The following is a 21,986-nucleotide window of genomic DNA, read 5'->3' as shown; positions in this document are numbered from 1 at the left end:
CAGCCCAACAATTTTGCAAGGAGGCAAATCATGAAACAAAAATTTTTCAGGATTCCGGTAGCTAACCCGGATGACACCGAAGCCGACCTCAACGCCTTCTGTGACCAGCACCGTGTTTCCAATGTCGATAAACAGTTTGTCGCTGATGCAGCCAACAGCTTCTGGGCTGTCTGCGTCACTTGGTCAGACAACGAAGGTTCCCTCGCAGGCAACAGCTTCAAACGCACCACCAACCCCAAAACCGGTAAGATCGACTACAAGGAAGTGCTGAACGACGACGATTTCATTGTGTTTTCGCGCCTGCGTGAATTGCGCAAAACCATCGCCGAGCGTGACGGCATCGCCGCCTACAACGTTTTCACTAACGAACAACTCGCCGCCATCGTCCAACGCCGCATCAGCAGCAAAACCGCCTTGATGGAAGCGGATGGTATCGGGCAAACCCGCGCCGACAAATACGGTGATGCCTTCATTGAATGCCTGCAAACGCTTGTTGTGCCGAACCCCGCCGATGAAACGCACCCTGATCACCCTTGAAGCCATCGCCGAACGCAAAAACCTCGTTGCCGCCTTCCACAAAGCCGCCAAAGGCAAACGCCACCGCCGCGACGTACAAGCCTTCCTGCAACACTTCGACACCAACCTCAACCGCCTCGGCGACGACATCCGCGCTGCCCGCCTGCCTTACGGCAAATTCCGCGCCTTCCAAATCCACGACCCCAAAAAGCGCCTGATTCACGCCGCCTGTTTTGAAGACCGCATCTTTCACCACGCCCTGATGAACCTTGCTGGGGGCGTGTTGGAACGCGCCATGATGCCCACCAGCTACGCCTGCCGCCCGAACATGGGTGTTCACAAAGCCGCGCAACACGTGCAGCAACACCTGCGCCAGTATGCGTATTACGCCAAGATCTACATCAGCGGCTATTTCGCCGCCATCGACCACGCCCGCCTGTTGCAAGTCCTGCTGCGCCGTTTCAAGGGGGCGGAATGCACCGCGCAATTGCAGCGCATCATCGCCAGTCACGCATCCACCCCACAATGCGGCTTGCCGATCGGTTCGCTGACCTCGCAATATTTCGCCAACTACTATCTGGACGGGCTGGATAGGCTGTTGGCAAGCCTGCCAGCGGTGCGGGCGCACATCCGTTACATGGATGACATCCTTTGGTGGTGCGATAGCAGGCAGGCGGTAACGGCAACCCTGCAAACAGTCACCCGCTGGCTACAGCAAGAGCGCGGTTTGCAGGTCAAACCCACGGTGCAAATCCAGCCCAGCAAACACGGCGTGAGTTACTGCGGTTTCCGCATTCTGCAAGGCACTATCCGCCTCAGCCGTCGGCGCAAACGCCGTTACCAGCAACGGCGGCAATACTGGGAACAGCTTTATCTGAACGGCATGATCGACGCCAACCAGCTACAGCTTGCCCATGCCGCTGTGCAAGCCATCGCCGCCGGAACGGATAGCCTCGCATGGCGACGGGAAAACTTGCGCCGCCACCCACCCCTATCGCTATAATCAGGCTGGGTGACAGATCGAAAGCAGGCGTCGAGCGCGTCGTTCGCGGCGGTTCGTGGAACAGCTACGGCGGGGGCGTGCGTTCTGCTATCCGTCGCAGGGACGTTCCCGCTTTCCGTTACGACGACGTAGGCTTCCGGCTTGCCCTAGGTCTTGAGCTACAGCCAGCCCAGCAGGGCGGCGGAGCCGCAGGGCGCGGTGCGCCCCAAGGGAAAAAGTAAGCGCACGGCTCTGACGCGGGCAGGCGTGGCGGGACGCCGCGACAGACCGTGGCAGTGCGGGGAGCGTAAGACACCGTTGTAGGTCGGGCTTCAGCCCGACATCTTTCAAAAATGCTGCATGATTAACAAGGCATGATGTGATTGTCGGACTAAAATCCGACCTACGGGGTGGATGTTGTTGTAGGTCGGGCTTCAGCCCGACATCTTTCAAAAATGCGGCATGATTAACACGGCATGATTGTGATTGTCGGACTAAAGTCCGACCTACGGGATTGATGTTGTTGTAGGTCGGGCTTCAGCCCGACATCTTCCAAAAATGATGTATGACTAACAATACACGCTTGTGATTGTCGGACTAAAGTCCGACCTACGGGATTGATGTTGTTGTAGGTCGGGCTTCAGCCCGACATCTTCCAAAAATGATGTATGACTAACAATACACGCTTGTGATTGTCGGACTAAAGTCCGACCTACGTGTGGTCGCTACAGCCAAATGGAGTCCCAATGCGGATAGTCGCCAATATGTTTTACCAACCCTGCACGCAATGGATTTGCAACGATGTAACGGGCAATTTGAAGACAGTCATCTTCTGTACGCAAAGCACGATCATAAAATCCGGGTTGCCAGAAACGACCTGCATGATTGAGATGCTGATCCAACTGTCGGGCAGTGCCGCCTTTTAGACGACGCAGGGTTTCGGATAAGCCAATATTACCTTCCAGCCGTAACAAAGCATGAAAGTGGTCGGGCATTACTACCCATGCCAGCCATTTTACGTTGATTTCCCGTTCAAGTTTTGGCAAATGGCTCACCAGCATCCGCGCTGCTGTAAAATCTTCAAATACAGGGTAACGTTCATGCACTACCGTTGTGACGAAGTATTCTTGTGATGGCGAGCTATAGCGCCCTTTACGTAATTCATTGTAACCCAAGCTAATTTTTCTGCTAGTAGAACTAATTGTAAAATCCTACCCGGATTCCCACGTAGGTCGGACTTTAGTCCGACAATTGGCATATAGGTGTCATTGTGGATGTTGTTGTAGGTCGGGCTTCAGCCCGACATCTTTCAAAAATGCGGCATGATTAACAAGGCATGATTGTGATTGTCGGACTAAAGTCCGACCTACAGGGTTGATGTTGTTGTAGGTCGGGCTTCAGCCCGACATCTTTCAAAAATGCGGCATGATTAATAAGGCACGCTTGTGATTGTCGGACTAAAGTCCGACCTACAGGGTGTTATTGGGAGCGGCGATGGCGTGCGTGTGGAGGTGGTGAAATTAAAATGATATGGGTATAGTTAACAACAATAAAAATCCAAAGGCACTGCCATGTTACATTTTCTGCGCTTCCTGCCCTTGTGGCTGTTACTGCTCACCAACGCACACGCCAACCCGCTTGCCCCCGAAAACGTCCCCGACCCGCTCAAACCGTGGATAGGCTGGGTGTTGGATGGACAAAAAGACCTGCAATGCCCCTACCTTTTCAATGCCGAAGAACGCCAATGCGCTTGGCCGGGGCGCTTAGATTTGCAACTCACCACCACCGGCGGCATGTTCACCCAACACTGGGAAGTCTACGGCGAAACCCAAATCCGCCTCCCCGGTGATGCGCAACACTGGCCGCAACAAGTGCAAAACAGCACCAACACCCCCTTGGCAGTACTGGAAAAAGACGGCTATCCCGTTGTCACCCTCCCCGCAGGCAGCCACGATCTCAGCGGGCAATTCGTCTGGGATAAACTCCCCGAAGCGCTCTTCGTTGCCCCGACCAGCGGCTTGGTGCAACTCAGCGTCAATAGTGCAAACATCGCCACTCCCGAATTCAACGCCGCTGGCAGTTTATGGCTCAGCCAAACCAACCAAGAAGCCAGCGAAGACAACCTCGAAGTGCAAGTATTCCGCAAAGTGTTGGATTCGCACCCGCTCGAAGTTGCCACCCACATCCAATTGCGTGTCGCAGGCAAGCAACGCTATGCCGAATTCACCCCGGTGTTGCTGGACGGTTTTATCCCGCTGCATCTCGACAGCCCTTTACCCACGCGCATGGGGCAGGATGGTAAGCTGCAAGTGCAACTGCGCCCCGGCGAATGGACGCTCAAACTGACCGGACGCGCCCTCGCCAATGTTACCGAATTAGCCTTGCCCGCGAGTACCACCCCCTGGCCTAGCGAAGAAGTCTGGGTATTTGAAGCCGACCCGACGATGCGCCAAGTGCAGGTCGAAGGTGTGAATAGCGTTGACCCTAGCCAAACCCGCTTGCCGGATACCTGGGCAAGTTTGCCTGCCTATCTGCTCACCAGTGGCGGCAAAATGACCTTGGCAGAACAACATCGCGGCATGGCAGACAGCCCCGCGCAACTCAATTTAACCCGCCAACTGTGGCTGGATTTCGACGGTAACGGTTACACCTTGCAAGACCAGTTGACGGGAACACTGGCGCAGCAGTCACGGCTGGAAGTGTTGCCTGATATTCACCTCGGCAGGGTCAGCATTGACGGCACACCGCAATTAATTACCCAACAAGCCGCCGATCAAGCTGCTGGCGTGGAAGTGCGCCAGCGTAATCTGGCACTCGAAGCCGACAGCCGTTACGTCGCCGCACGTTCCAGCCCGCCTGTCAGCGGTTGGCAACAGGAATTGCAGCAAGTGACCACCACCTTGCACTTGCCGCCGGGCTGGTTGCTGTTTGCGGCGAGTGGCACGGACAATTTGCCGCTGACTTGGTTGCAGCAGTGGAGCTTGCTGGATTTGTTTCTGGTATTGCTGACCACGGTGGCAACTGGCTATTTATTTGGCTGGCAATGGGGTGCGGTGGCAGGGCTTGCTTTGTTGCTGACTTGGCATCAACCGGATGCGCCGCGCTTGCTGTGGTTGAATCTGTTGGCGGTCACGGCCTTGCTGCGTTCCGTGCCGGAAGGAGCGATTCAACGTTGGTTGGGGCGTTACCGCTGGCTGAGCTTGCTGGGATTAGTGCTGGTGATTTTGCCATACACCATTGATACGGTGCGTTTGGCGCTGTACCCGCAGTTGGAATACAGCACCAGTGGTGGCATGAATGGCGTGGTCTATTCCTCAGCCGCAGCACCCGCCGCTGAGGAGGCGATGGATGCAGATGCGGTAATGATGGCAGATCAAGCAGCCATGCCTGACGCGCCAGCACCTGCTCCCATGATGAAATCGGAGAATTATGCGCGTGAGAAAATGAGTAGCTTGGCAAACATCAGCGCGTATCCTGAGGCACGACCCGCCAAACAGCAGGCAAATCTGCGTGAAATCGACCCGAACAGCATGATTCAAACCGGCCCCGGTTTGCCCACATGGCAATGGAATCAAGTGCGTCTGGAATGGTCAGGGGTGATTCAACCCGACGAACGCATGGGCTTGTGGCTGATTTCGCCGCTGGCACATTCGCTGCTCAAAGTGTTGGGGGTGATGATTATGCTGATTTTGGCGGCACGTTTGGCTCTGGTTTCCGGCAAATTGACGGCGTTGTGGCAAGCGGCACAATCTGCCAAACGCGGTTTGCCCGTGGCGTTGTTACTGGCGATGACCGTGCCGTGGCTAGTAGCGCTGCCGCAAACTGCCTTGGCAGAATCGCCTGCTGTTGCCGCCATGCCCGTTGCACCCGCCAGCAATACACCCGATCCCAGCCTGCTGGAAACCTTGCAAGAACGTTTGCTGCGTGCGCCGGAGTGTTTGCCGAACTGTGCGCAAATCGAGCAAATGTACCTGAATGTGGGGAATGATGGCTTGCAAATCCGGCTGCGGGTACACACGGCTACCACTGTTGCCGTACCATTGCCTGGCAGCCAAAGCACGTGGTTGCCACAAACCGTCTTGGTGGACGCGCAACCCACGCAAGCCTTGCGCCGTGATGCTGAGCAACAATTGTGGGTGGTCTTGGCGCAAGGTCAGCACGAGGTGGTCTTGCAAGGCGCTATTCCCACCCGCAGCAGTATCGCCTTGCCTTTACCGCTGAAACCGCATCGCGTGACTTGGCAGGGCGAAGGTTGGCAGGTGGACGGTATCCGCGACAATGGTGTACCCGAAGCCCAGCTTCAACTTAACCGCACCACCGCCAGCAGCGATAACACCGTGCAAGACATGCCAACCTTGCCCGCGTTCGTCAAAATTTCGCGGCGCTTGGATTTGGGGCTGGATTGGTATGTCACTACCACCGTCAGCCGCGTGTCTGACAGTGCCGCGCCGATCAGCTTGGCGATTCCGTTGCTGGCGGGCGAACAACCGTTGAGTGAGCAATTCACCCTCAAAGATCAGGCGCTGCAAATCAATCTCAAACCGCAGCAAAACACGCTGGAATGGACATCGCGGCTGCCACAGACCGCAGAGTTGCAGCTTACCGCCAGTCAAAACAATGCTTGGTTGGAAGAATGGCGCATTGCTGCCAGCCCGGTATGGCACGTCGATGCCACCGGCTTGCCTGCCAATGCTTATGAAGAAGCCGATGCACAAGGCACCTTATTGTGGAAACCCTGGGCAGGCGAAACCCTGACGTTGGCGATTAACCGTCCGCAAGGCACGGCGGGACAAACCGTGACGCTGCTTGCCAGCCAGATGCAGGTCGAGATTGGCAAACGCGCCCGTGATGTCAGCTTGCGCCTGAATTTGCACAGTAGCCGGGGTTCGCAACACAGCATTAGCCTGTCGGAAGACGCGGTGGTGCAAAGCTTGACGATTGATGGCACCAAACAAGCGATTCAACAGCAAGCGGGCAAGGTGATCTTGCCGTTATTGCCGCGCAAACAAGAGGCGGTGCTGGAATGGCAGGAAAACGGCGCATTGCCTTTGCATTACACCTTCCCGGCGGTCGATTTGGGTTTGCCGAGTGTTAATAGCGAATCACGCTTGCAAGTGCCGCAAGACCGTTGGGTATTGTGGACGCATGGGCCTTTGTTAGGCCCTGCGGTGCTGTTCTGGGGCATGTTAGTGGTGTTGCTGGTGTTTGCGCTGGTGTTGGGGCGTTCCAAAATCACCCCGTTGAAAAGCTGGCAATGGTTCTTGCTCGGCATTGGCTTGAGCCAGAGTACGCCGTTTTTAATGGTGTTAATGGCGTTTTGGCTGATTGCTTTGGCGTTGCGGAGCAAAGTGTCACGCGCTGACTGGGAGCGACCGTACTGGCAATTTAATCTGATGCAAGTGGGTTTGGCAGGCTTGACCTTGGTGGCGTTAGCAACTTTGGTGGGAGCGGTTGCCAATGGCTTGCTGGGGTCGCCGGATATGCAAATCACCGGCAACGGTTCGTGGGCGCAACAATTGCAATGGTATCAAGATCGTGTAGCAGGGGTATTGCCACAGGCAGGCGTGATCAGTGTGCCGATTTTGTATTACCGCTTGCTAATGTTGGCTTGGGCGTTGTGGTTAGCTGTTGCCTTGCTGGGGTGGTTGCGGTGGGGCTGGACTGCCATTAATCATGGTGGTTTGTGGCAGCCTCATATTTCCGTCACCCAAACGCCTACCGTCAGCGTTGCACCCGCAGGCCCGATGAATGCGCCTGCCACGGGTGGTACGGATTCGGGTTGACGGGCGACGGCGACGGCAATGTGGTCGGTCCCGACGATCGTGCCGATGGTCGGGTCAAAGCCTTTCCAGCCTGCACCGGGGAGGAATACTTCTGCCCAAGCATGGGTTGCGCCGAAATCGGTCGGGGCAAGTTGTGCGTGCAGGTAGCCGCTCACAAAACGGGCGGCGAAACCTAAACGCCGTGCCGTTTCCATGAACAGATACGCCGAATCACGGCACGACCCTGTGCCACGTGTGAGCGTGTCGGTCACGGATTGCACGCCCGGCTCTTCACGTAATTGATACTTCAAGGTTTGCTGGATGCGTTCGGCAAGGCGTTGCAGCAAGCTGTAGGTCTGGATTTTTTCGCCCGGTTGCCAGAGGCTTGCGACCCAGTGTTCCAGCAAAGCACTAGGTGGATCGCCTGCTTGTCGGTAAGGCGACAATACCGCTTGATCATCCGGCAGGTAGGTGAACGGGTAATAGGTGGCGTAATCGGCGACCAGAAAATCCAGCGGGGCTTCGTTATATTGCTGGATGATGATGGTGCTTTCGATCACCAGTTGCGTGGTCGGGGTTTTGAACGTGGCGATGGCGACTGAATTGTCTTCCACGTCACGATGCCAGCGCAAGGTGGCGGCAGGCGTGATGTTTAAGCTGGAGGATTCGATGCGTAATTCGTAGCCTTCGCGGGGGCGCAGGCGCAAGGTGTGCGGTTCTAGGCGCACAATGCCGGGGAAGTTGTAGTAAGTGCGGTGTAGGATTTTATAGCGTTGCATAAGTGATGCTCCAATTTGGAATGCCTGATGGAAGGCGTGAATGTTTTACACTTTGGCTTTCGGTTGTAGCCAGTCCTGTGCACTCTTGGTAATCGCCAAGACCGCAGGATGGCTAATCCGCCGTTCCACCGAAATGGCAAAAAATTGTTCCATTACCCCGTCTGCCCGCCCAATGCAATGAATATCCGGTTCTTGGGTAAAGGTATCTTCCTGTACTGATGGGGCGACAAAAATCCCTGCCCCACCAAAGCCAAATGCCCGCATCAGCGCACTGTCATCAAACTCCCCAATAATAGTTGGCTGTACTTTTTGCTGATGAAACCAATTCATCAGTTCATTACGCACTGAGGTGCCTTCGCTCGGAATCAGCAAGGGTGCATTGTGTAAGCATTGCGGGAATTCGCCCTGCAACCGTGTTTTCAGCGTGGTATGTGCAAAAAAGCTAATGCCGCTGAAACCTAAACGGTGCGAAAAGCCTTTGATTGACATGGTATTGGGGAGGGGCTTATCCGCAATCACCAGTTCCATGCGGTGCATGGCGAGTTCTCCCAGCAGGTCGTCGAGGGGGCCTTCATTGCATACAATGTGAATTTGCGGGCTGAGTTGCATTGCCGGTTCCAGCAATTTATAGGCAATGGTTTTGGGTACAACATCGACGATACCCACCCTAAACAAGCGTGCCTGCCCGGAAGGATGCGTCTGCAAAGCTTGTTCCAAGGCAATGCCCAGTTGGAATATTTCATCGGCATAACGCCGGGCGGTATGCCCTGCATCGGTGAGTTCCAGATTACGGCCTTGTTTGCGGAAGAGTTTGACGCCGAGGGAATCTTCCAGCAATTGCAATTGCCCGCTGATGGTTTGCGGGGTCAGGTTCAGGCTTTCGCAGGCACGTACAATGCTGCCGAGTGTGGCGACTTCACGAAAGTAATATAAGTGTTTGAAATTGATCACGTTAACTATCCTGAATCTTACGTAACTCTTGTTCGCACAGGGATTTTAACATGGCCAATGCATCATTTAGCATGGCAGTGCGTACTTGCTGGAGTTGGTATTTGATGTGGTTGCGCCCTGCCTCTAGCCAATTATCCCAGCGGGCTTGATCGTGCTCACTCCACCAGTCGGGGGTATCGGCGGGATGATAAGCCAGTTTGTCGAGATCCAGCAGATCGTAAATATTGACCCACTCGCCTTCCACTTTCAGCATGAGGCTAGGGTTGAATAAGTAATGCCCTTGGCGTACCCGATAAAATAATTTGCGATTGTAACGGTCGTCGCGGTACATCTCATTTTTCGAGAAGATGCTGGAAATGTAGGCGCGTTGTTTGCGTTGTGGGCTTAACACAGGGAGCGGGAAATGTGCCACCGCATCAATAATGTCTTGCGTACCAAAGCCACCGCGACTACCGATTTTGGTCGGCAGGGCGCGGTAGAACAGCGCAATCATCATATTGAGCAGGAAAAACTCCATGCTGTGCTGGTCGAGTTTTAGTAATTTCCCGTCAATTTGAATGCTTAAACTGCCAGGGGTCAGTTGCCGGTAAATGCTGGCAAGGTGGTGTTTGGAGTATTTCTCGTCTTTGCTGGCTTGTTGCAAGGCAATCTGAAACGCGGTGAAGTGGTTATTGTCCACGTATTCGGGGTTGGCGCCGAGTCCTGCCAGCTCATTAATTAGGCTGGCGTTGCCCAACCACGCCGCCACCATGAGCGGGGTTTGGTTGAAGGGGTTGCGAAAATCCACGCCGAATTTATTGAGTTGATTCCGCAAAGCCACTGGATTTTTAAGCTGATAAGGCAGGTAATATTTCTGCTGTAACTGCTTGATACCATTGGCAGGATGCCGTGCTGGTTTGAAGTCAACCTTGAGTAAATCACGCAGGCATTGCCGGTCTTCATAAACCAGCGCTACTTCAAATAGTGCCAACCTGGCTTTTTTGTCGCCCTGCTGGATAGCTTGGGTGTGCAGTTGCTGCAAGGTTTCGCCGCTGTAAACTGCCCATTCTGGGGTTTGTTGCTGGAGAATTTCTTGGCGGATACGGTCAGCTTGTTCTTGCTTGCCTTGCAATTCGAGTTTGTGGGCTTCGCGCTGCCACTCTTCGCGGCTGGAATTTTGGTTAGCGAGATTGAGCGTCTCTTGCGCATTGTGCAAGCCGAGTAAATCCAAGAGGTTTTGTTTGGAATCGGCTTCGATCCAGTACAAATTACGCACCGCACGGGTCAGGGCAACGTAGAGTGCATTAATGTAAAACTTGTAGGTTTCTAGTGACTTATCGGTTTTATTTTTAGCCCTTGCGTAAGTTAAGTCTTGTTGCAGATCGGCGTGTGTGACACCCGCGCTGATCTCGCGGAAGCGCTTGTTTTCGGCACTTAGGAAGTTGTAGAGGATGATATTGTCGTATTCAAGCCCCTTGGCTTCTTGGATCGAGAATACCAGCGGCGTGTTGAAATGTTGTTGTGCTTCGGCTTTTTGTTCGGGGTGCATGACCACCACGGCGAAACGGGTGGAACTGCGGGTTTTGGCATCGAGTTCGCGGCGGATATTATCGCGGTCTTGCAGGAATACCACATCGCCTTGCACATGCCCGTTACTGTGCACCAGATAATTGCTTTCACGGTCAATCGAACCGAAGCGGGCATTTTTAAGCAGCAAAATCCGGTTTGCCAGCGCGGTAACTTGCGGGGAATTGCGGTAATTGGTGCTAAGGATGCGGATTAAATCAACATCTGCCTGCAATTCGCCGTGGGTGTAAAACAGGCTTTTGAGTTTGCTCCACGAGAAAAAATTGGGATGCACGATTTGGTTGGAATCGCCGCACAGCAAAAATCCCGTGGGGTCACGCAAGGTTTTGAGAATCAGGAAAAGCTGGATATTGGTTAAATCCTGCACTTCGTCAACCACCACGAAATCGTAGCGTTGCTCGACCCGCGCTAGGTATTGGTGGCTGAGGATATTGCTGTCATAACGCTGGTTTTCCCGCAAAAAACTCAGATAACGGCTGAAAATATCGTAAACAACCGGACGTTCCTCTTCCAAAAAAATGGATTGCTTAATGCCGAGATTGAGGTATTCGTCACGGCTAAGGTAAGCGCTGTCAACGGAGGGGCCGGTTATGACCCCTTTGAATTCCTCAAACAGTTTATGCGCATCTTTAATGGACGTGCGCGGTAAACGGCTGAACCATTGCGCAAATTCGCGGAAGTGAAGCGGTTTACCGTTGGGGACTTGGATGCTTTCGAGAAACTCCTGGAAGGAGAGGAAATCGACGTGCTGCTGGGGGTTTTCGTAGCCGTGGGCGTAATACAGGTCACGGGAATTTTTCACCAGATACGGCGATAGCGTGACGTAGAGGACATCGCCGGGGCAGGCTTTGAGCTTTTCCAGTGTCAAAGCCGTTTTGCCGCTGCCTGCTGAACCGATGATTACCAGTGGTGGCGGCAGCTCGAACACGGCTTGCTGGGTGTCGTCAAACGAGATGATTTTATCCAGCAAATTGAAACGCCCGTGCTGGGTGTTGACGTAGGCAAGGTTGGGCGTGTCTTCCGGGATGTGTTCGAGTGCAGGGATTTTGTCTTCGTCGATGACCGCACCGTGGCTGAGGAAGCGCGAACCAGCGTAGTCGTGGCTTTTGAGATATTCCAGCACCAGCGCATACCGTTGCTGTTGGTGCTGGTAAAAAGCCAGCAGTAAGCGGTCGCTGCGGTTGAGCCGCGCACGGTATAAGTTGTCACCGATTTTTTTGACATCAGCGGATTTGAGGTCGTCAGCTTCTATCAATGAGCGCCATTTGCTGAAGCCATTGATTTTGTCAGGGTTGAGTTCGTTATAAAGTAATATCTGCATGGTGGGAGAGTAGTTGGGTTTGGGCGTTAAGGCAATTGCTGCGTGGTTTTAGGCACACGGGCGTTGCCCTTATGAAAGTGCCCCGCCCAAGCGGCGGCGAAATGCTTTTGCCATTTCTGGTTCATTGGGCATCAGCATGTTGATCAGGTTGATGATCATTTCTTTGACAGCACCACCCTTATAGTCTGGTGCGGTATTGAAAATGTTGAACAGGTGTTCCATCGCTTCATGGTACTGGTGTTCGGCAACCAGACAGATGGCGAGGTCAAAATGGGCGTCATAATCCGCTGGATTGACGGTAATACGTTGTAGCAGCGTGTCTTTCCCGTCGGTTTTGCTGGCAAAATCTTGGAATGTCAGTTGCCCGATCAGTGAGCGTCCGGTATCCGTTTGCTTGGCACTGTCCGGCAGGCGGTTGAACAGCGATTTGGCAGGTTCCAGTTGCCCGATGTCGAGCATGATTTGCACCATGTCCATCGCCACGCGGGTATTGGAAGGGTCTTGCTGAATGGCCTGGGTTAGCAGGTTGACCGCCGCGATAGTGTCGCCTGCTAAGTGTTGCTGACGTGCCTGCATCCGCATTTCGTCACTTTGTCGGTCCATATTATGTTTTCCTGTAAAATAGCAAGGTCTGTGGTTAGGGGGTAATCGTAGCATGATGTCGAAGTGAAGATCATTTTGCGGTTATTTTTGTGCACTGACTCCCATCAGGTGTTCGACTTTTTGGACGTTTTTGAAGCCTGCTGCTTTGAGGCGGTGGATAACGCCATCGACAAAGCTGCTGCCTTTTTTGACTACGTGTGGGTTGCCAGTGTAATGAAACAGCCGTCCATCCCGGCGTAGCACTCGGAAGATTTCGCGGTAGAATTCTTCGCTGTATAGCTCTCCGGCGAGGGAAAAACGCGGGGGGTCGTGAATGACCGAATCGAACGAAGCCGCAGGCAGGGTGCTTATTAGCTCATAGCTGCTGCCTTGACGTTGCACGATTCCCGCTTGCTTCAAGTCGTTTGACCAGGGGTTTAGCGCACGTAGCCCCATGACTTCTGGGCTTAGTTCGATGCTGAGGACTTCGCTTGCGCCTAGGCGGTGAGCGGCGATGGCGGCATAGCCTAATCCGCTACAGCAGTCGAGTACTTTGTCACCCTTGCGCACGGCTTGTTGAGCCATCTCGGAAGCACTCGTAAAAGGGTCTGTTCCTTTGGAGATGTGCATTTTGACACCGCTAATTTCTAGCAACGGTGCGCCAGCGGTGGGAGCGAGCTTGTAGTAGCCTGTGCTACGATCCTCCAAAGGAGTCATTGCGCCATCGCGACAGAGGTAGATTCGCTGGGTCTTTTTGACGATGCTTTTGAGGGTGTCGATGGAGAGTCGATTGTCTGCGTCGAGCACTAGGCACTGGTCACTTAGGGCAAAATCTTGTTCCGAAAGATTCAGGTCGGTGGAAAGCCGGACGCTGGAAAGCCCGTTGGCGATAGCATCCAACGCTTGTTTGGCATTGTCGGTATGAAAGTAGTAGTTGGGCATATCAATAAAATACGGCTAACCAGAGAGTTTCTTCGGTAGGGGTTGTCCACGCGACGCGGTGCTTTTGGTGAGCGGCGATGTTGAGGTAATCACCTGCGTTTAGGTCAACAGTATGTGTTTCAAATTGAATACGCGCTTGGCCTTGAAGCACCAACACGAATTCCGCTTGCTCTTGGTCATACCAATAGCCTTCGGCTGATTGTTGACCTTTGGAAATAATCCGTTCGATTTTGATGGTATCAGTTTGAATGAGCGACTCAAAGATTTCTGTGGGAATAGTCGCGGGGATATTCGCGAACATATTATTTTTCATGGGAAATTCCGTTTGGTGTTGGGTTGTTTGCATAAACGCTTACCTCACAACACTACCTCTCGCCCTGCCGAATGATCACGGATGTTGGCAAAAATGTCTGTATTATCAGGGTAGTCTGCCTGATTCATGCTCTGGCGGAAACGCTGGATCGCTTGCCATATATCGGTAGATTCATTGGCGGCATCCACCTCTCGTACAGAGACTTCAATGGTTTTTCCGCTGAAAAGCAGTTGCAAGGCTTGCAGGAAATTTTCGTTCAAGTCAGCCGGATTGAGTTTGTATAAGGTGTACATGGCTGTTGCTCCTGTGGAGTGGGTGCAGTAGCGATTCTCCTCACATTACTGTATTCGCCGTAAATCTTCCAGTTCCGCATCCAGCTCTTCCGGTGCGAAATCAACCAGCGGGATGTTGTGTTCCTGGCATTCGGCGATGAAGGTAAAGCGGTCTATACCTGCAAATTCGGATGCAGCACCCGCCGACAAACTCCCCTCTTGAAACATCATCAGCGCGGCGTACAATTTGATGCGTTTGCCGAATTCTTCGGGGGATTGGTCGATAAGGTGTTGATCGGGAATATCTAACGTGATTTGCATGGTGTGTTCCAGCATGAAGCAATTAGGTAAGCGTAGCATGTTCGCCCCAGAGCGTTTCAATCGGGATGGCGACGGTTTGTCAGTCGTGCTATGTTCAGCGTAATCACGGTTGCAGCAAAGGATAGTCATGCCCCGCTTGGATATTTACCACGAAACGGTCAAACATGCTTTGGTCAAGGATGGCTGGACGATCACGCATGACCCATACAAACTGACCATTGGCAAAAAACGCCTGTTTGCTGATCTTGGCGCGGAAATGCTCCTCAGTGCAGAAAAAGGTATGCGCCGGATTGTGGTTGAGATCAAGAGCTTTACGGGTGTATCCGATGTTAACGATTTGGAACAGGCTATTGGTCAATATGTCCTGTATAAACAAATCATGCTGCAAACCGAGCCTGATCGGGAATTGTTTCTGGCTGTCACCACAAAAGTAGCGAATACCATTTTCTCTGTTGAAATCGGTCAGATATTACTGGATGGCAATATTGTTAAAGTTTTGGTGTTTGATCCTGAAAGCGAGGTCATTACGCAATGGCTACCGAATTGAATTACCCTGAAATTATCAAGAAAATCCTGCTGGAATACCTCAAGTACGATTCCGCAGATGATGTCATCAAATCCAGTGTGAGTTTTGATGATGAACACGGCAATTACGTTTTATTGCAAGCGGGTTGGCGTGGGGATGATTATCTGCAAGGTGCGGTTATTCATATCCAGTTGATTGATGGTAAAATTTGGGTTCAGTATGATGGTACGGAAGAGGGCATAGCTAATGAGTTGACAGATGCCGGAATTCCCAAGTTGAATATTGTGTTGGGGTTTCGGCATCCTTCGGTGAGGCAATATACGGGATTTGCTATGGTTTGAGCAGCAGGTGAATAAGCAATGGAGCTAATTCCGGGGTTTACAATATGTGGAATGTGTTAGAAATCAGCAGGCTTCAGTGTTTTTTGCGTTTTGCGTATTTTTATTGTCGGGCGTTATTCTAATGCTCGTTATTTTGTGAATTTTTGATTAATTGGGTGGTGATCCGTATGAAAAATATTTCCTCTGTTGAAGCTAAATCTTATATGCTTCTGACCACAGCAGATCGACAGATAGAAGGATTCACTCATGGTACTGATCCCGTCACTTCATTTGAAGATTCCTTGTTTGAAGCGATTTTCTTTCATGAGGGTGCGGTTCTTCCTGATATATTTACTTTTATTTCATCAGCAATAGCATCTAAACAATCAGATGCAGGCTTAATGCATTTAGAACTTGCGGTGGAGGAAGGTCTTGTTATTCCTGCTTTTCGTTATAATTGTACGAGTTTCTCAGAAAGCTTGGCATTAATTGAAGAACAAGGAATTCAAGGTGTCCAAGAAGTTCCGAGGATTATAGCACATAGGTTGGATAACGCTTTTGAAAAAAACAAAACTAGAAAATTAATTAATGGTGCTAATGAAATCTCACAAGTTTTTGCGGTTCGTCTTTTAAATGGATTGAAAAGTTTTACAATGAGGGCAAGTAGTCAGCCAATTGTTGAGGAGGTTGTTATTACGGCAGATTTCATCAATAAATATGGAATGAAAAACGAAGTTATTGCCGCCATTGAAAATGAACATGGAGAACTAAGACGAGGTACTTTTTATAATATTCTTCTAAGCGCATTGAATAAGATTTCTGATTCAGGTAAGAGGATTGTTCATGATTCAGCAAGAGATATTTTTGAGCATCCTGCTTGTGTATTTAACCCAAATGCGCGTATTGCTGCTCACAATCTTGTTGCACTTGCGAATGCGACATATCATATAAATATGGCTGATTCATTTGGGGTTGGTTCTTATATGCCGGGTAGAATTTATGCTCCTTGGGCGCAGCCTGCACTTGTAACAGCGACATGCGTAGCAAGAGATATTCCTATGGAAAGGAGCTTAACATCTACGGAGGCGAAAAATGAAAAGTTAGCTATTACCGTTTCAATTCCAAGTGTTTCACAACTGCGTGTAGTTCCATGGGGCGAACTTTTGAAAATCAGAAATGATCTCGGAAGAGGCTACTTTGCCTCAATAAAGGCTTGGCATGAAGAACCCGATAAATATGCTGGAGAAGTAGAGCGGTGCTTACAAGCATATGCAAAAGCACTAACTTCTGCGGTAAAAACTAATGCACCTTTGGCTACTGTTGCATTACATAAATTTAGTGATACTGATAAAGTGAGCATACGAAGTGCAACACAACTTGTACTTGATGCTATCTCCGAGGGAAATCCTGTAGCTAAATTATTTATTTCTGCCGTTGGACCACTCAGTAACATCGCATATTCATGGCTATCTGAACGGAATATCAATTTAGAGTTTGCTCATTCTCGATACAAAAGCGTTGTCATCTAGTCGTCTTGATATTGGGCAACTTTTTTCTTTTCTAGGGTAAAATTGGGGCATTCAATATGCCCCAATCATAATCACAACGCCCTTATCTTCTCCAACTGCCCCACCAACTGCCCCAATGCTACTCGCTGTTCATCCGCCTGCTTGCGCGTTTGTTCCAGCACTGCCGCCGGAGCTTTGTCCGCAAACGCCGGATTATTCAGCCGACCTTCCAGCCCGCCGAGGTTCTTTTGCAGCTTCTCGATTTCCTTGCTCAGACGCGCAATTTCTGCGTCTTTGTCGATCAGTCCAGCCAGCGGGATGAGGATTTGCATCTCGCCAACCAGCGCAGTAGCCGATTCCGGCGCATCCGCACCAGCATCCAGCCACGTTACGTTGCCGACTTTCGCCAGCGTCCGCGCAAACGCTTCGCTGGTGGTGAACAGTGCCTTGTCGGTGTCGCTCCAGTTTTGCAGCAGCACATCCAGCACTTGCCCCGGCTTGATGTCCATTTCGGAGCGGATGCGGCGGATGCCCATAATGAAGGCTTTCACCCATTCGATTTCCGCCAGTGCTGCCTGATCAACCAGCGCGGTATCGGCAACGGGGTAGGGTTGCAGCATGATGGAATCGCCGGATACACCCGCCAAGCCTTTGATGTTCTGCCAAATTTCTTCGGTAATGAACGGCATGATCGGGTGCATCAGGCGCAACGCCGCTTCCAGCACACGCACCAAGGTACGGCGAGTACCACGTTTGGCGGCTTGGTTGTCGTTGGCTTTGCCCAAAATCGGCTTGGTCAGCTCCAGATACCAGTCGCAGTATTCGTGCCACGCAAATTCGTACATCGCTTTGGCGGCAAGGTCGAAGCGGTAGTTGTCGATGTGGTCAGCGACTTCAGCCTCGGTCTGTTGCAGCAAGGAAATGATCCAGCGATCCGCTGCCGACAATTCCACCGGCAAAGCGTCGTCCAGCCCGGTATCCTGCTCTTCGCACTGCATCAGCACATACCGCGCCGCGTTCCACAGCTTGTTGCAGAAATTGCGGTAGCCTTCCAGTCGCTGCATGTCGAAGCGGATGTCGCGCCCAGCGGTGGCGAACGAGGCAAACGTCATGCGCAGCGCATCCGTGCCGTGCGGGGTAATGCCGTCGGGGAATTGCTTGCGGGTGGCTTTGTCGATTTTGGCGGCGAGTTGCGGCTGCATCATGCCGCTGGTGCGCTTGGCTACCAGTGCTTCGAGGTCGATGCCGTCGATAATGTCGAGCGGGTCAAGCACGTTGCCCTTGGATTTGGACATTTTCTGCCCGTCCGCATCCTTCACCAGCCCGTGGATGTACACGTCACGAAACGGCACATCGCCCATGAATTTCTTGCCGAACATGATCATCCGCGCCACCCAGAAGAAGATGATGTCGAAGCCGGTCATCAGCATCTGCGTGGGGTAGAAGGCTTTTAATGCCTCATCGTCAACATTCGGCCAGCCGAGCGTAGAAAACGGCCACAGCGCGGAGGAGAACCACGTATCCAGCACGTCCTCATCCTGACGCAACGCAAGGTCGGCAGGCAGGTTGTATTTGCTGCGCACGTCATCTTCGGAACGCGCCACGTACACATTGCCCGCCTCGTCATACCACGCCGGAATGCGATGTCCCCACCACAATTGGCGTGAAATACACCAGTCGTCGAGGTTGTTCATCCAGTGGTTGTAAGTGTTCACCCAGTTGCCCGGAATGAAGCGCACTTCGCCGCTCGCCACCACGTCAATCGCGGGTTGCGCAATCGCGGTTTTGCCGCCGGGTCGTCCGTCGTCTAATGTTTCACGGGTCAAATCCACGTACCACTGATCGGTCAGGTACGGTTCAATCACCGTGCCGGAACGGTCGCCACGCGGAACCATCAGCTTGTGGTCTTCGATTTTATCCAGCAAGCCGAGTGCGTCTATGTCCGCGACGATTTGCTTACGCGCTGCAAAGCGTTCCAGCCCTTGGTATTTTTCCGGTGAAACATCGTTGATGCAGGCATCAATGGTGAAAATATTGATCAGCGGCAGGTTGTGACGCTTGCCTACCTGATAGTCGTTGAAATCGTGCGCTGGGGTAATCTTCACGCAACCCGTGCCTTTTTCCGGGTCAGCGTAATCGTCGCCTACCACCGGAATCAAACGTCCTACCAGCGGCAGCACCACGTTTTTGCCGATCAAATGCTGGTAACGCTCGTCTTTCGGATTCACGGCAACGGCGGAGTCACCCAGCATGGTTTCCGGGCGCGTAGTCGCAACAATCAGGAATTCGTCGGTGGCATTGCCCGCCGCATCCGCCAGCGGGTAGCGGAAGTGCCACATATTGCCGTTTTCTTCTTCGGACACGACTTCAAGGTCGGAAACGGCGGTGTGCAGCACGGTATCCCAGTTCACCAAGCGTTTGCCGCGATAGATCAAGCCTTCTTCATGCAGGCGCACGAACACTTCGCGCACCGCTTCCGACAAGCCTTCGTCCATCGTAAAGCGTTCGCGTGACCAGTCAGGGGTCGTCCCTAAACGGCGCAATTGGCGGTTGATGGTGTCGCCCGATTGCCCTTTCCACTCCCAGACTTTTTCGAGGAAAGCGTCGCGGCCTAAGTCGTGGCGGGTCACACCTTGCGCCAGCAATTGGCGTTCGACCACCATTTGCGTGGCGATGCCTGCGTGGTCAGTGCCGGGTTGATAGAGGGTTTTGTCGCCCTTCATGCGGTGGTAGCGGATCAGGGTGTCGATCACCATCTGGTTGAAACCGTGCCCCATGTGCAGCGTGCCGGTGACGTTCGGCGGCGGGATCATGATGCAATACGGCTTGCCCTCGCCTTTCGGTGCGAAATAGCCGCTTTGTTCCCAATGCTGATACCAGCGTTGTTCGATGTCTTGAGGTTGGTAGGTCTTGTCCATGTGCCGCTACTTTTTGAAGTCGGAAAAGAGCGGCATTATAGCGGGTTTCTTGCTCCCCCTCTACCGCTTGGCGGGAGAGGGGGTTGGGGGGTGAGGGTCTTATTTCAACAAAGTAGAAAGCTCACGGATGAGGTCGTCACGGGCTTTGTCAATGCGTTTTTCCACGGTGGGATCAAGGCGGGAAGGTTGAGATTGCGTTGTGGTTTGCTGATTGCCTTCTGAGCGGATGGCGTGAGCGCGGGCTAAACCCGAATATTCGTCTTGTCCGGTGGCGGATTTGAGTTCGTCGATGCGTTCTTTGAGGCGTTGCTCAAATACCTGACGGCGTTGCTGGCGAGCATGAGGATTTTTCACTTGCTCGACAATCGCGGCATCGCCTGCACGCACCAGATCAGTAACGACGGGAATACGAATGGTTTTATCGAAGTCTTCGCGCATCATTATTCCGGGTTATTAAATCTTAAGTTGATGGTAATCCAGATTATAGCCCCGGTCACGGTAAAACTGGTAGCGTTTACGACCAGCGTGTAGTACGGCCTCTTCTTGATCTAACATTTCGGCTAAACGCTCAAAACGTGAGAAAAAAGTAGGTATTTCGTTGGAAAGATTGATGAGTAGCCCGCAATTTTCCATCGGTTCATGGTCGTGACCGATCAAAATGCGCACGTTTTGCGCTTGTGCTGGCGCAAGCGCGTGTGGAATGAAGGCGAGTTCGTTAAACGTCCACAATAATTCATCCAATTTCCCGCTGGTTGTCGGCGCATCCGTGTGGATGTAGGTGTGCAATTGTTGCTGGTGCGCTTTCATCACCACCTTGCAGGCGAGTAATAACCGCGCCTGCAAGCTGTTGGTTTTTCCGACGTAAAAATCTATTTTGGTCATGCTTTGGCGCGATTAATCAGCAGTTGGCACAGCAGTGGAACAGGGCGACCGGTTGCGCCTTTGGCTGCACCGCTTTTCCAAGCTGTACCGGCAATGTCGAGATGCGCCCAAGGGTAGCTTTCGGTGAAACGTGACAAAAAGCACGCGGCGGTAATTGTGCCGCCCGGTGGCCCGCCGATATTGGCAAGATCGGCGAAGTTGCTTTTGAGTTGATCGTGGTATTTCTCACCCATCGGCAAGCGCCACGCTTCGTCATTGGCTTGTTTGCCCGCCGCGAGTACTTCGTCCGCGAGTGCCTCGTTATTGCTCAGTAAGCCACTGATATGGTAGCCCAAAGCGGTAATACACGCGCCGGTCAGCGTCGCAATATCGACCACGGCAACGGGGTTAAAGCGTTCCACATACGTCAGCGCGTCGCACAGCACCAAGCGACCTTCCGCGTCGGTGTTGAGGATTTCAATGGTTTTGCCCGACATGCTGGTAACAATGTCGCCGGGTTTACTGGCTTTGCTGCTGGGCATGTTTTCGGCAGCGGCAATCACGCCGACGATGTTCATGGGTAATTGCATCCCAACACACGCGGTCAATGTTCCGATCACGCTGGCAGCACCGCTCATGTCGAATTTCATTTCATCCATCGCATTGCCGGGTTTGAGTGAAATGCCGCCAGTGTCGAAGGTAATGCCTTTGCCAACAAGGACAAATGGCGCATCGCCCGAATTACCGCCGTGGTATTGCAGGATGATCATTTTGCCGTCTTCGGCGCTGCCTTTGGAAACGGAAAGGAATGAACCCATGCCGAGGGCTTCCATATCGGCTTCTTCGAGGATATTGATGTCGACTTTATTGGAGGAATTCGCCAGTTCTTGCGCAATATCCGCCAGATACGTGGGGGTGCAAACATTACCTGGGCTATTGGCAAGGTCACGGCTGACGCGCATTCCTTCGGCAATGGCATTGCCTTGCAACAGCGCAGTGGTGAATTCACCGGCAATCGTGTGCGCGACTGTCCAACCTTCTAAGGTGGTGCGCGGCGCATCGTCTTTTTTGCTTTTGTAAGTGTCAAAAGTGTACAAGGTATCCGCCACGGCGATGACTGATTGGCGCACGGCGGCTTCAATATACTCGCTGGCGATTTCGTCGGTCAGGAATGACACGGCGTTGTTCACTTTGGCGGTTTTTAGTAGGTTGACCGCTGCTTGCGTCATCAGGGTTAGGGTTTCCAGCGTGAGTTTGTCTTTTTCGCCCATGCCGATTAGCAGCACCCGTTTGGCGGTGACGCCGGGCAGATTGTAAAGTATACTGGTGCGATTTTTATCGCCGGTAAAGTCGCCGAAATCCAAGTGTTGGCTGATCGCGCCCGCGCTGGCAGCATCAATTTGTGCCGCAGCAGCCGAGAGTTTGGCGTGTTTATAAACACCTACCACGACGCAATCGGTGTGCAGTTCAGCGGCATTGGCGGAAGAATCAAAATGGTAGTTCATGCGTTATCCTTATGTTGGTGTTGCCTTGCACAGCAGTTTAC

Annotated in this window: 19 protein-coding genes; 6 read left to right on the top strand and 13 right to left on the bottom strand. The window is 52.5% G+C overall.

What is annotated here, in order from left to right; genetic code table 11:
* Positions 1-30 precede the first annotated feature (30 nt).
* Together L2Y54_RS14300 and L2Y54_RS14295 are read left to right on the top strand one after the other, a co-directional pair.
* Entirely contained in the window at positions 31-537 is a 507-nt protein-coding gene (locus L2Y54_RS14300) for an HRDC domain-containing protein (protein WP_236496992.1), read from the top strand.
* Positions 512-1,519: a reverse transcriptase domain-containing protein gene (locus tag L2Y54_RS14295; RefSeq protein WP_236496990.1), complete on the top strand. Its 1,008-nt coding sequence runs from the start codon at positions 512-514 to the stop codon at positions 1,517-1,519. The genes L2Y54_RS14300 and L2Y54_RS14295 overlap by 26 nt, the downstream gene beginning before the upstream one ends.
* A 704-nt stretch (positions 1,520-2,223) precedes the next feature.
* Here the strand turns inward: L2Y54_RS14295 and L2Y54_RS14290 are convergent.
* Complete coding sequence (locus L2Y54_RS14290) at positions 2,224-2,673, bottom strand: REP-associated tyrosine transposase (RefSeq protein ID WP_236496988.1); 450 nt, start codon at positions 2,671-2,673, stop codon at positions 2,224-2,226.
* A 396-nt stretch (positions 2,674-3,069) separates the two neighbouring features.
* Between L2Y54_RS14290 and L2Y54_RS14285 the strand changes: the two genes are divergently transcribed.
* The gene (locus tag L2Y54_RS14285; protein WP_236496986.1) at positions 3,070-7,281 is read left to right on the top strand and encodes a hypothetical protein; all 4,212 of its coding nucleotides are present in this window, start codon (positions 3,070-3,072) and stop codon (positions 7,279-7,281) included.
* Here L2Y54_RS14285 and L2Y54_RS14280 read toward each other — a convergent pair.
* From L2Y54_RS14280 to L2Y54_RS14245, 8 genes are all read right to left on the bottom strand, one after another.
* Positions 7,191-8,039 (bottom strand): transglutaminase family protein, encoded by an 849-nt coding sequence (locus L2Y54_RS14280; protein WP_236496985.1) that lies wholly within the window; start codon positions 8,037-8,039, stop codon positions 7,191-7,193. The genes L2Y54_RS14285 and L2Y54_RS14280 overlap by 91 nt on opposite strands.
* A 45-nt stretch (positions 8,040-8,084) precedes the next feature.
* Positions 8,085-8,990, bottom strand: a complete 906-nt coding sequence (gene nhaR / locus L2Y54_RS14275) for a transcriptional activator NhaR (protein WP_236496983.1) — start codon at positions 8,988-8,990, stop codon at positions 8,085-8,087.
* A gap of 1 nt (position 8,991) precedes the next feature.
* Complete coding sequence (locus L2Y54_RS14270; protein ID WP_236496981.1) at positions 8,992-11,877, bottom strand: UvrD-helicase domain-containing protein; 2,886 nt, start codon at positions 11,875-11,877, stop codon at positions 8,992-8,994.
* Between the two features lie 69 nt (positions 11,878-11,946).
* On the bottom strand, positions 11,947-12,480 hold the full coding sequence (locus L2Y54_RS14265; protein ID WP_236496980.1) for a tetratricopeptide repeat protein: 534 nt from the start codon (positions 12,478-12,480) through the stop codon (positions 11,947-11,949).
* Between the two features lie 81 nt (positions 12,481-12,561).
* A complete protein-coding gene (locus tag L2Y54_RS14260) occupies positions 12,562-13,401 on the bottom strand; it encodes a class I SAM-dependent methyltransferase (RefSeq protein ID WP_236496978.1) in 840 nt (279 codons plus the stop codon).
* Position 13,402: 1 nt separating this feature from the next.
* A complete protein-coding gene (locus L2Y54_RS14255; protein ID WP_236496976.1) occupies positions 13,403-13,714 on the bottom strand; it encodes a cupin domain-containing protein in 312 nt (103 codons plus the stop codon).
* 44 nt (positions 13,715-13,758) lie between these two features.
* Positions 13,759-14,007: a hypothetical protein gene (locus L2Y54_RS14250; protein WP_236496975.1), complete on the bottom strand. Its 249-nt coding sequence runs from the start codon at positions 14,005-14,007 to the stop codon at positions 13,759-13,761.
* 45 nt (positions 14,008-14,052) lie between these two features.
* Positions 14,053-14,346, bottom strand: coding sequence for a UPF0175 family protein (locus L2Y54_RS14245; protein ID WP_236496974.1), 294 nt, complete (start codon positions 14,344-14,346; stop codon positions 14,053-14,055).
* An 88-nt stretch (positions 14,347-14,434) separates the two neighbouring features.
* On the opposite strand from L2Y54_RS14245, the gene L2Y54_RS14240 reads away from it, so the two are divergent.
* From L2Y54_RS14240 to L2Y54_RS14230, 3 genes are all read left to right on the top strand, one after another.
* Positions 14,435-14,854 carry an element excision factor XisH family protein gene (locus L2Y54_RS14240; RefSeq protein WP_236496972.1) on the top strand — a complete coding sequence of 140 codons (420 nt, stop codon included), beginning with the start codon at positions 14,435-14,437 and terminating at the stop codon, positions 14,852-14,854.
* Entirely contained in the window at positions 14,839-15,174 is a 336-nt protein-coding gene (locus L2Y54_RS14235) for a XisI protein (protein ID WP_236496970.1), read from the top strand. Before L2Y54_RS14240 ends, L2Y54_RS14235 begins: the two co-directional genes overlap by 16 nt.
* A 167-nt stretch (positions 15,175-15,341) precedes the next feature.
* Positions 15,342-16,682 carry a hypothetical protein gene (locus L2Y54_RS14230; protein ID WP_236496969.1) on the top strand — a complete coding sequence of 447 codons (1,341 nt, stop codon included), beginning with the start codon at positions 15,342-15,344 and terminating at the stop codon, positions 16,680-16,682.
* Positions 16,683-16,753: 71 nt separating this feature from the next.
* Here the strand turns inward: L2Y54_RS14230 and L2Y54_RS14225 are convergent, their stop codons facing one another.
* The 4 genes from L2Y54_RS14225 to L2Y54_RS14210 all read right to left on the bottom strand — a co-directional run bounded on the left by L2Y54_RS14225 (position 16,754) and on the right by L2Y54_RS14210 (position 21,945).
* Positions 16,754-19,579 carry a valine--tRNA ligase gene (locus L2Y54_RS14225; protein WP_236496968.1) on the bottom strand — a complete coding sequence of 942 codons (2,826 nt, stop codon included), beginning with the start codon at positions 19,577-19,579 and terminating at the stop codon, positions 16,754-16,756.
* A 99-nt stretch (positions 19,580-19,678) separates the two neighbouring features.
* Positions 19,679-20,020, bottom strand: a complete 342-nt coding sequence (locus L2Y54_RS14220) for a hypothetical protein (RefSeq protein WP_236496967.1) — start codon at positions 20,018-20,020, stop codon at positions 19,679-19,681.
* A gap of 12 nt (positions 20,021-20,032) precedes the next feature.
* Positions 20,033-20,461 carry a DNA polymerase III subunit chi gene (locus L2Y54_RS14215; protein ID WP_236496965.1) on the bottom strand — a complete coding sequence of 143 codons (429 nt, stop codon included), beginning with the start codon at positions 20,459-20,461 and terminating at the stop codon, positions 20,033-20,035.
* The gene (locus L2Y54_RS14210; RefSeq protein ID WP_236496963.1) at positions 20,458-21,945 is read right to left on the bottom strand and encodes a leucyl aminopeptidase; all 1,488 of its coding nucleotides are present in this window, start codon (positions 21,943-21,945) and stop codon (positions 20,458-20,460) included. The genes L2Y54_RS14215 and L2Y54_RS14210 overlap by 4 nt, the downstream gene beginning before the upstream one ends.
* Positions 21,946-21,986 lie beyond the last annotated feature (41 nt).

Origin of the sequence: Thiothrix winogradskyi, assembly GCF_021650935.1 — a bacterium.
GTDB classification, from domain to species: Bacteria; Pseudomonadota; Gammaproteobacteria; order Thiotrichales; family Thiotrichaceae; genus Thiothrix; species Thiothrix winogradskyi.
This window is presented reverse-complemented; position numbering and strand designations above follow the sequence as displayed.

What these genes read in the sequence shown, in the direction of transcription:
- L2Y54_RS14265 (WP_236496980.1), bottom strand. Translation starts at nt 12,480, where the DNA reads ATGGACCGACAAAGTGACGAAATGCGGATGCAGGCACGTCAGCAACAC.
- L2Y54_RS14285 (WP_236496986.1), top strand. Translation starts at nt 3,070, where the DNA reads ATGTTACATTTTCTGCGCTTCCTGCCCTTGTGGCTGTTACTGCTCACC.
- L2Y54_RS14295 (WP_236496990.1), top strand. Translation starts at nt 512, where the DNA reads ATGAAACGCACCCTGATCACCCTTGAAGCCATCGCCGAACGCAAAAAC.
- L2Y54_RS14280 (WP_236496985.1), bottom strand. Translation starts at nt 8,039, where the DNA reads ATGCAACGCTATAAAATCCTACACCGCACTTACTACAACTTCCCCGGC.
- L2Y54_RS14215 (WP_236496965.1), bottom strand. Translation starts at nt 20,461, where the DNA reads ATGACCAAAATAGATTTTTACGTCGGAAAAACCAACAGCTTGCAGGCG.
- L2Y54_RS14260 (WP_236496978.1), bottom strand. Translation starts at nt 13,401, where the DNA reads ATGCCCAACTACTACTTTCATACCGACAATGCCAAACAAGCGTTGGAT.
- L2Y54_RS14240 (WP_236496972.1), top strand. Translation starts at nt 14,435, where the DNA reads ATGCCCCGCTTGGATATTTACCACGAAACGGTCAAACATGCTTTGGTC.
- L2Y54_RS14225 (WP_236496968.1), bottom strand. Translation starts at nt 19,579, where the DNA reads ATGGACAAGACCTACCAACCTCAAGACATCGAACAACGCTGGTATCAG.
- L2Y54_RS14220 (WP_236496967.1), bottom strand. Translation starts at nt 20,020, where the DNA reads ATGATGCGCGAAGACTTCGATAAAACCATTCGTATTCCCGTCGTTACT.
- L2Y54_RS14245 (WP_236496974.1), bottom strand. Translation starts at nt 14,346, where the DNA reads ATGCTACGCTTACCTAATTGCTTCATGCTGGAACACACCATGCAAATC.
- L2Y54_RS14235 (WP_236496970.1), top strand. Translation starts at nt 14,839, where the DNA reads ATGGCTACCGAATTGAATTACCCTGAAATTATCAAGAAAATCCTGCTG.
- L2Y54_RS14230 (WP_236496969.1), top strand. Translation starts at nt 15,342, where the DNA reads ATGAAAAATATTTCCTCTGTTGAAGCTAAATCTTATATGCTTCTGACC.
- L2Y54_RS14270 (WP_236496981.1), bottom strand. Translation starts at nt 11,877, where the DNA reads ATGCAGATATTACTTTATAACGAACTCAACCCTGACAAAATCAATGGC.
- L2Y54_RS14210 (WP_236496963.1), bottom strand. Translation starts at nt 21,945, where the DNA reads ATGAACTACCATTTTGATTCTTCCGCCAATGCCGCTGAACTGCACACC.
- L2Y54_RS14300 (WP_236496992.1), top strand. Translation starts at nt 31, where the DNA reads ATGAAACAAAAATTTTTCAGGATTCCGGTAGCTAACCCGGATGACACC.
- L2Y54_RS14250 (WP_236496975.1), bottom strand. Translation starts at nt 14,007, where the DNA reads ATGTACACCTTATACAAACTCAATCCGGCTGACTTGAACGAAAATTTC.
- L2Y54_RS14255 (WP_236496976.1), bottom strand. Translation starts at nt 13,714, where the DNA reads ATGAAAAATAATATGTTCGCGAATATCCCCGCGACTATTCCCACAGAA.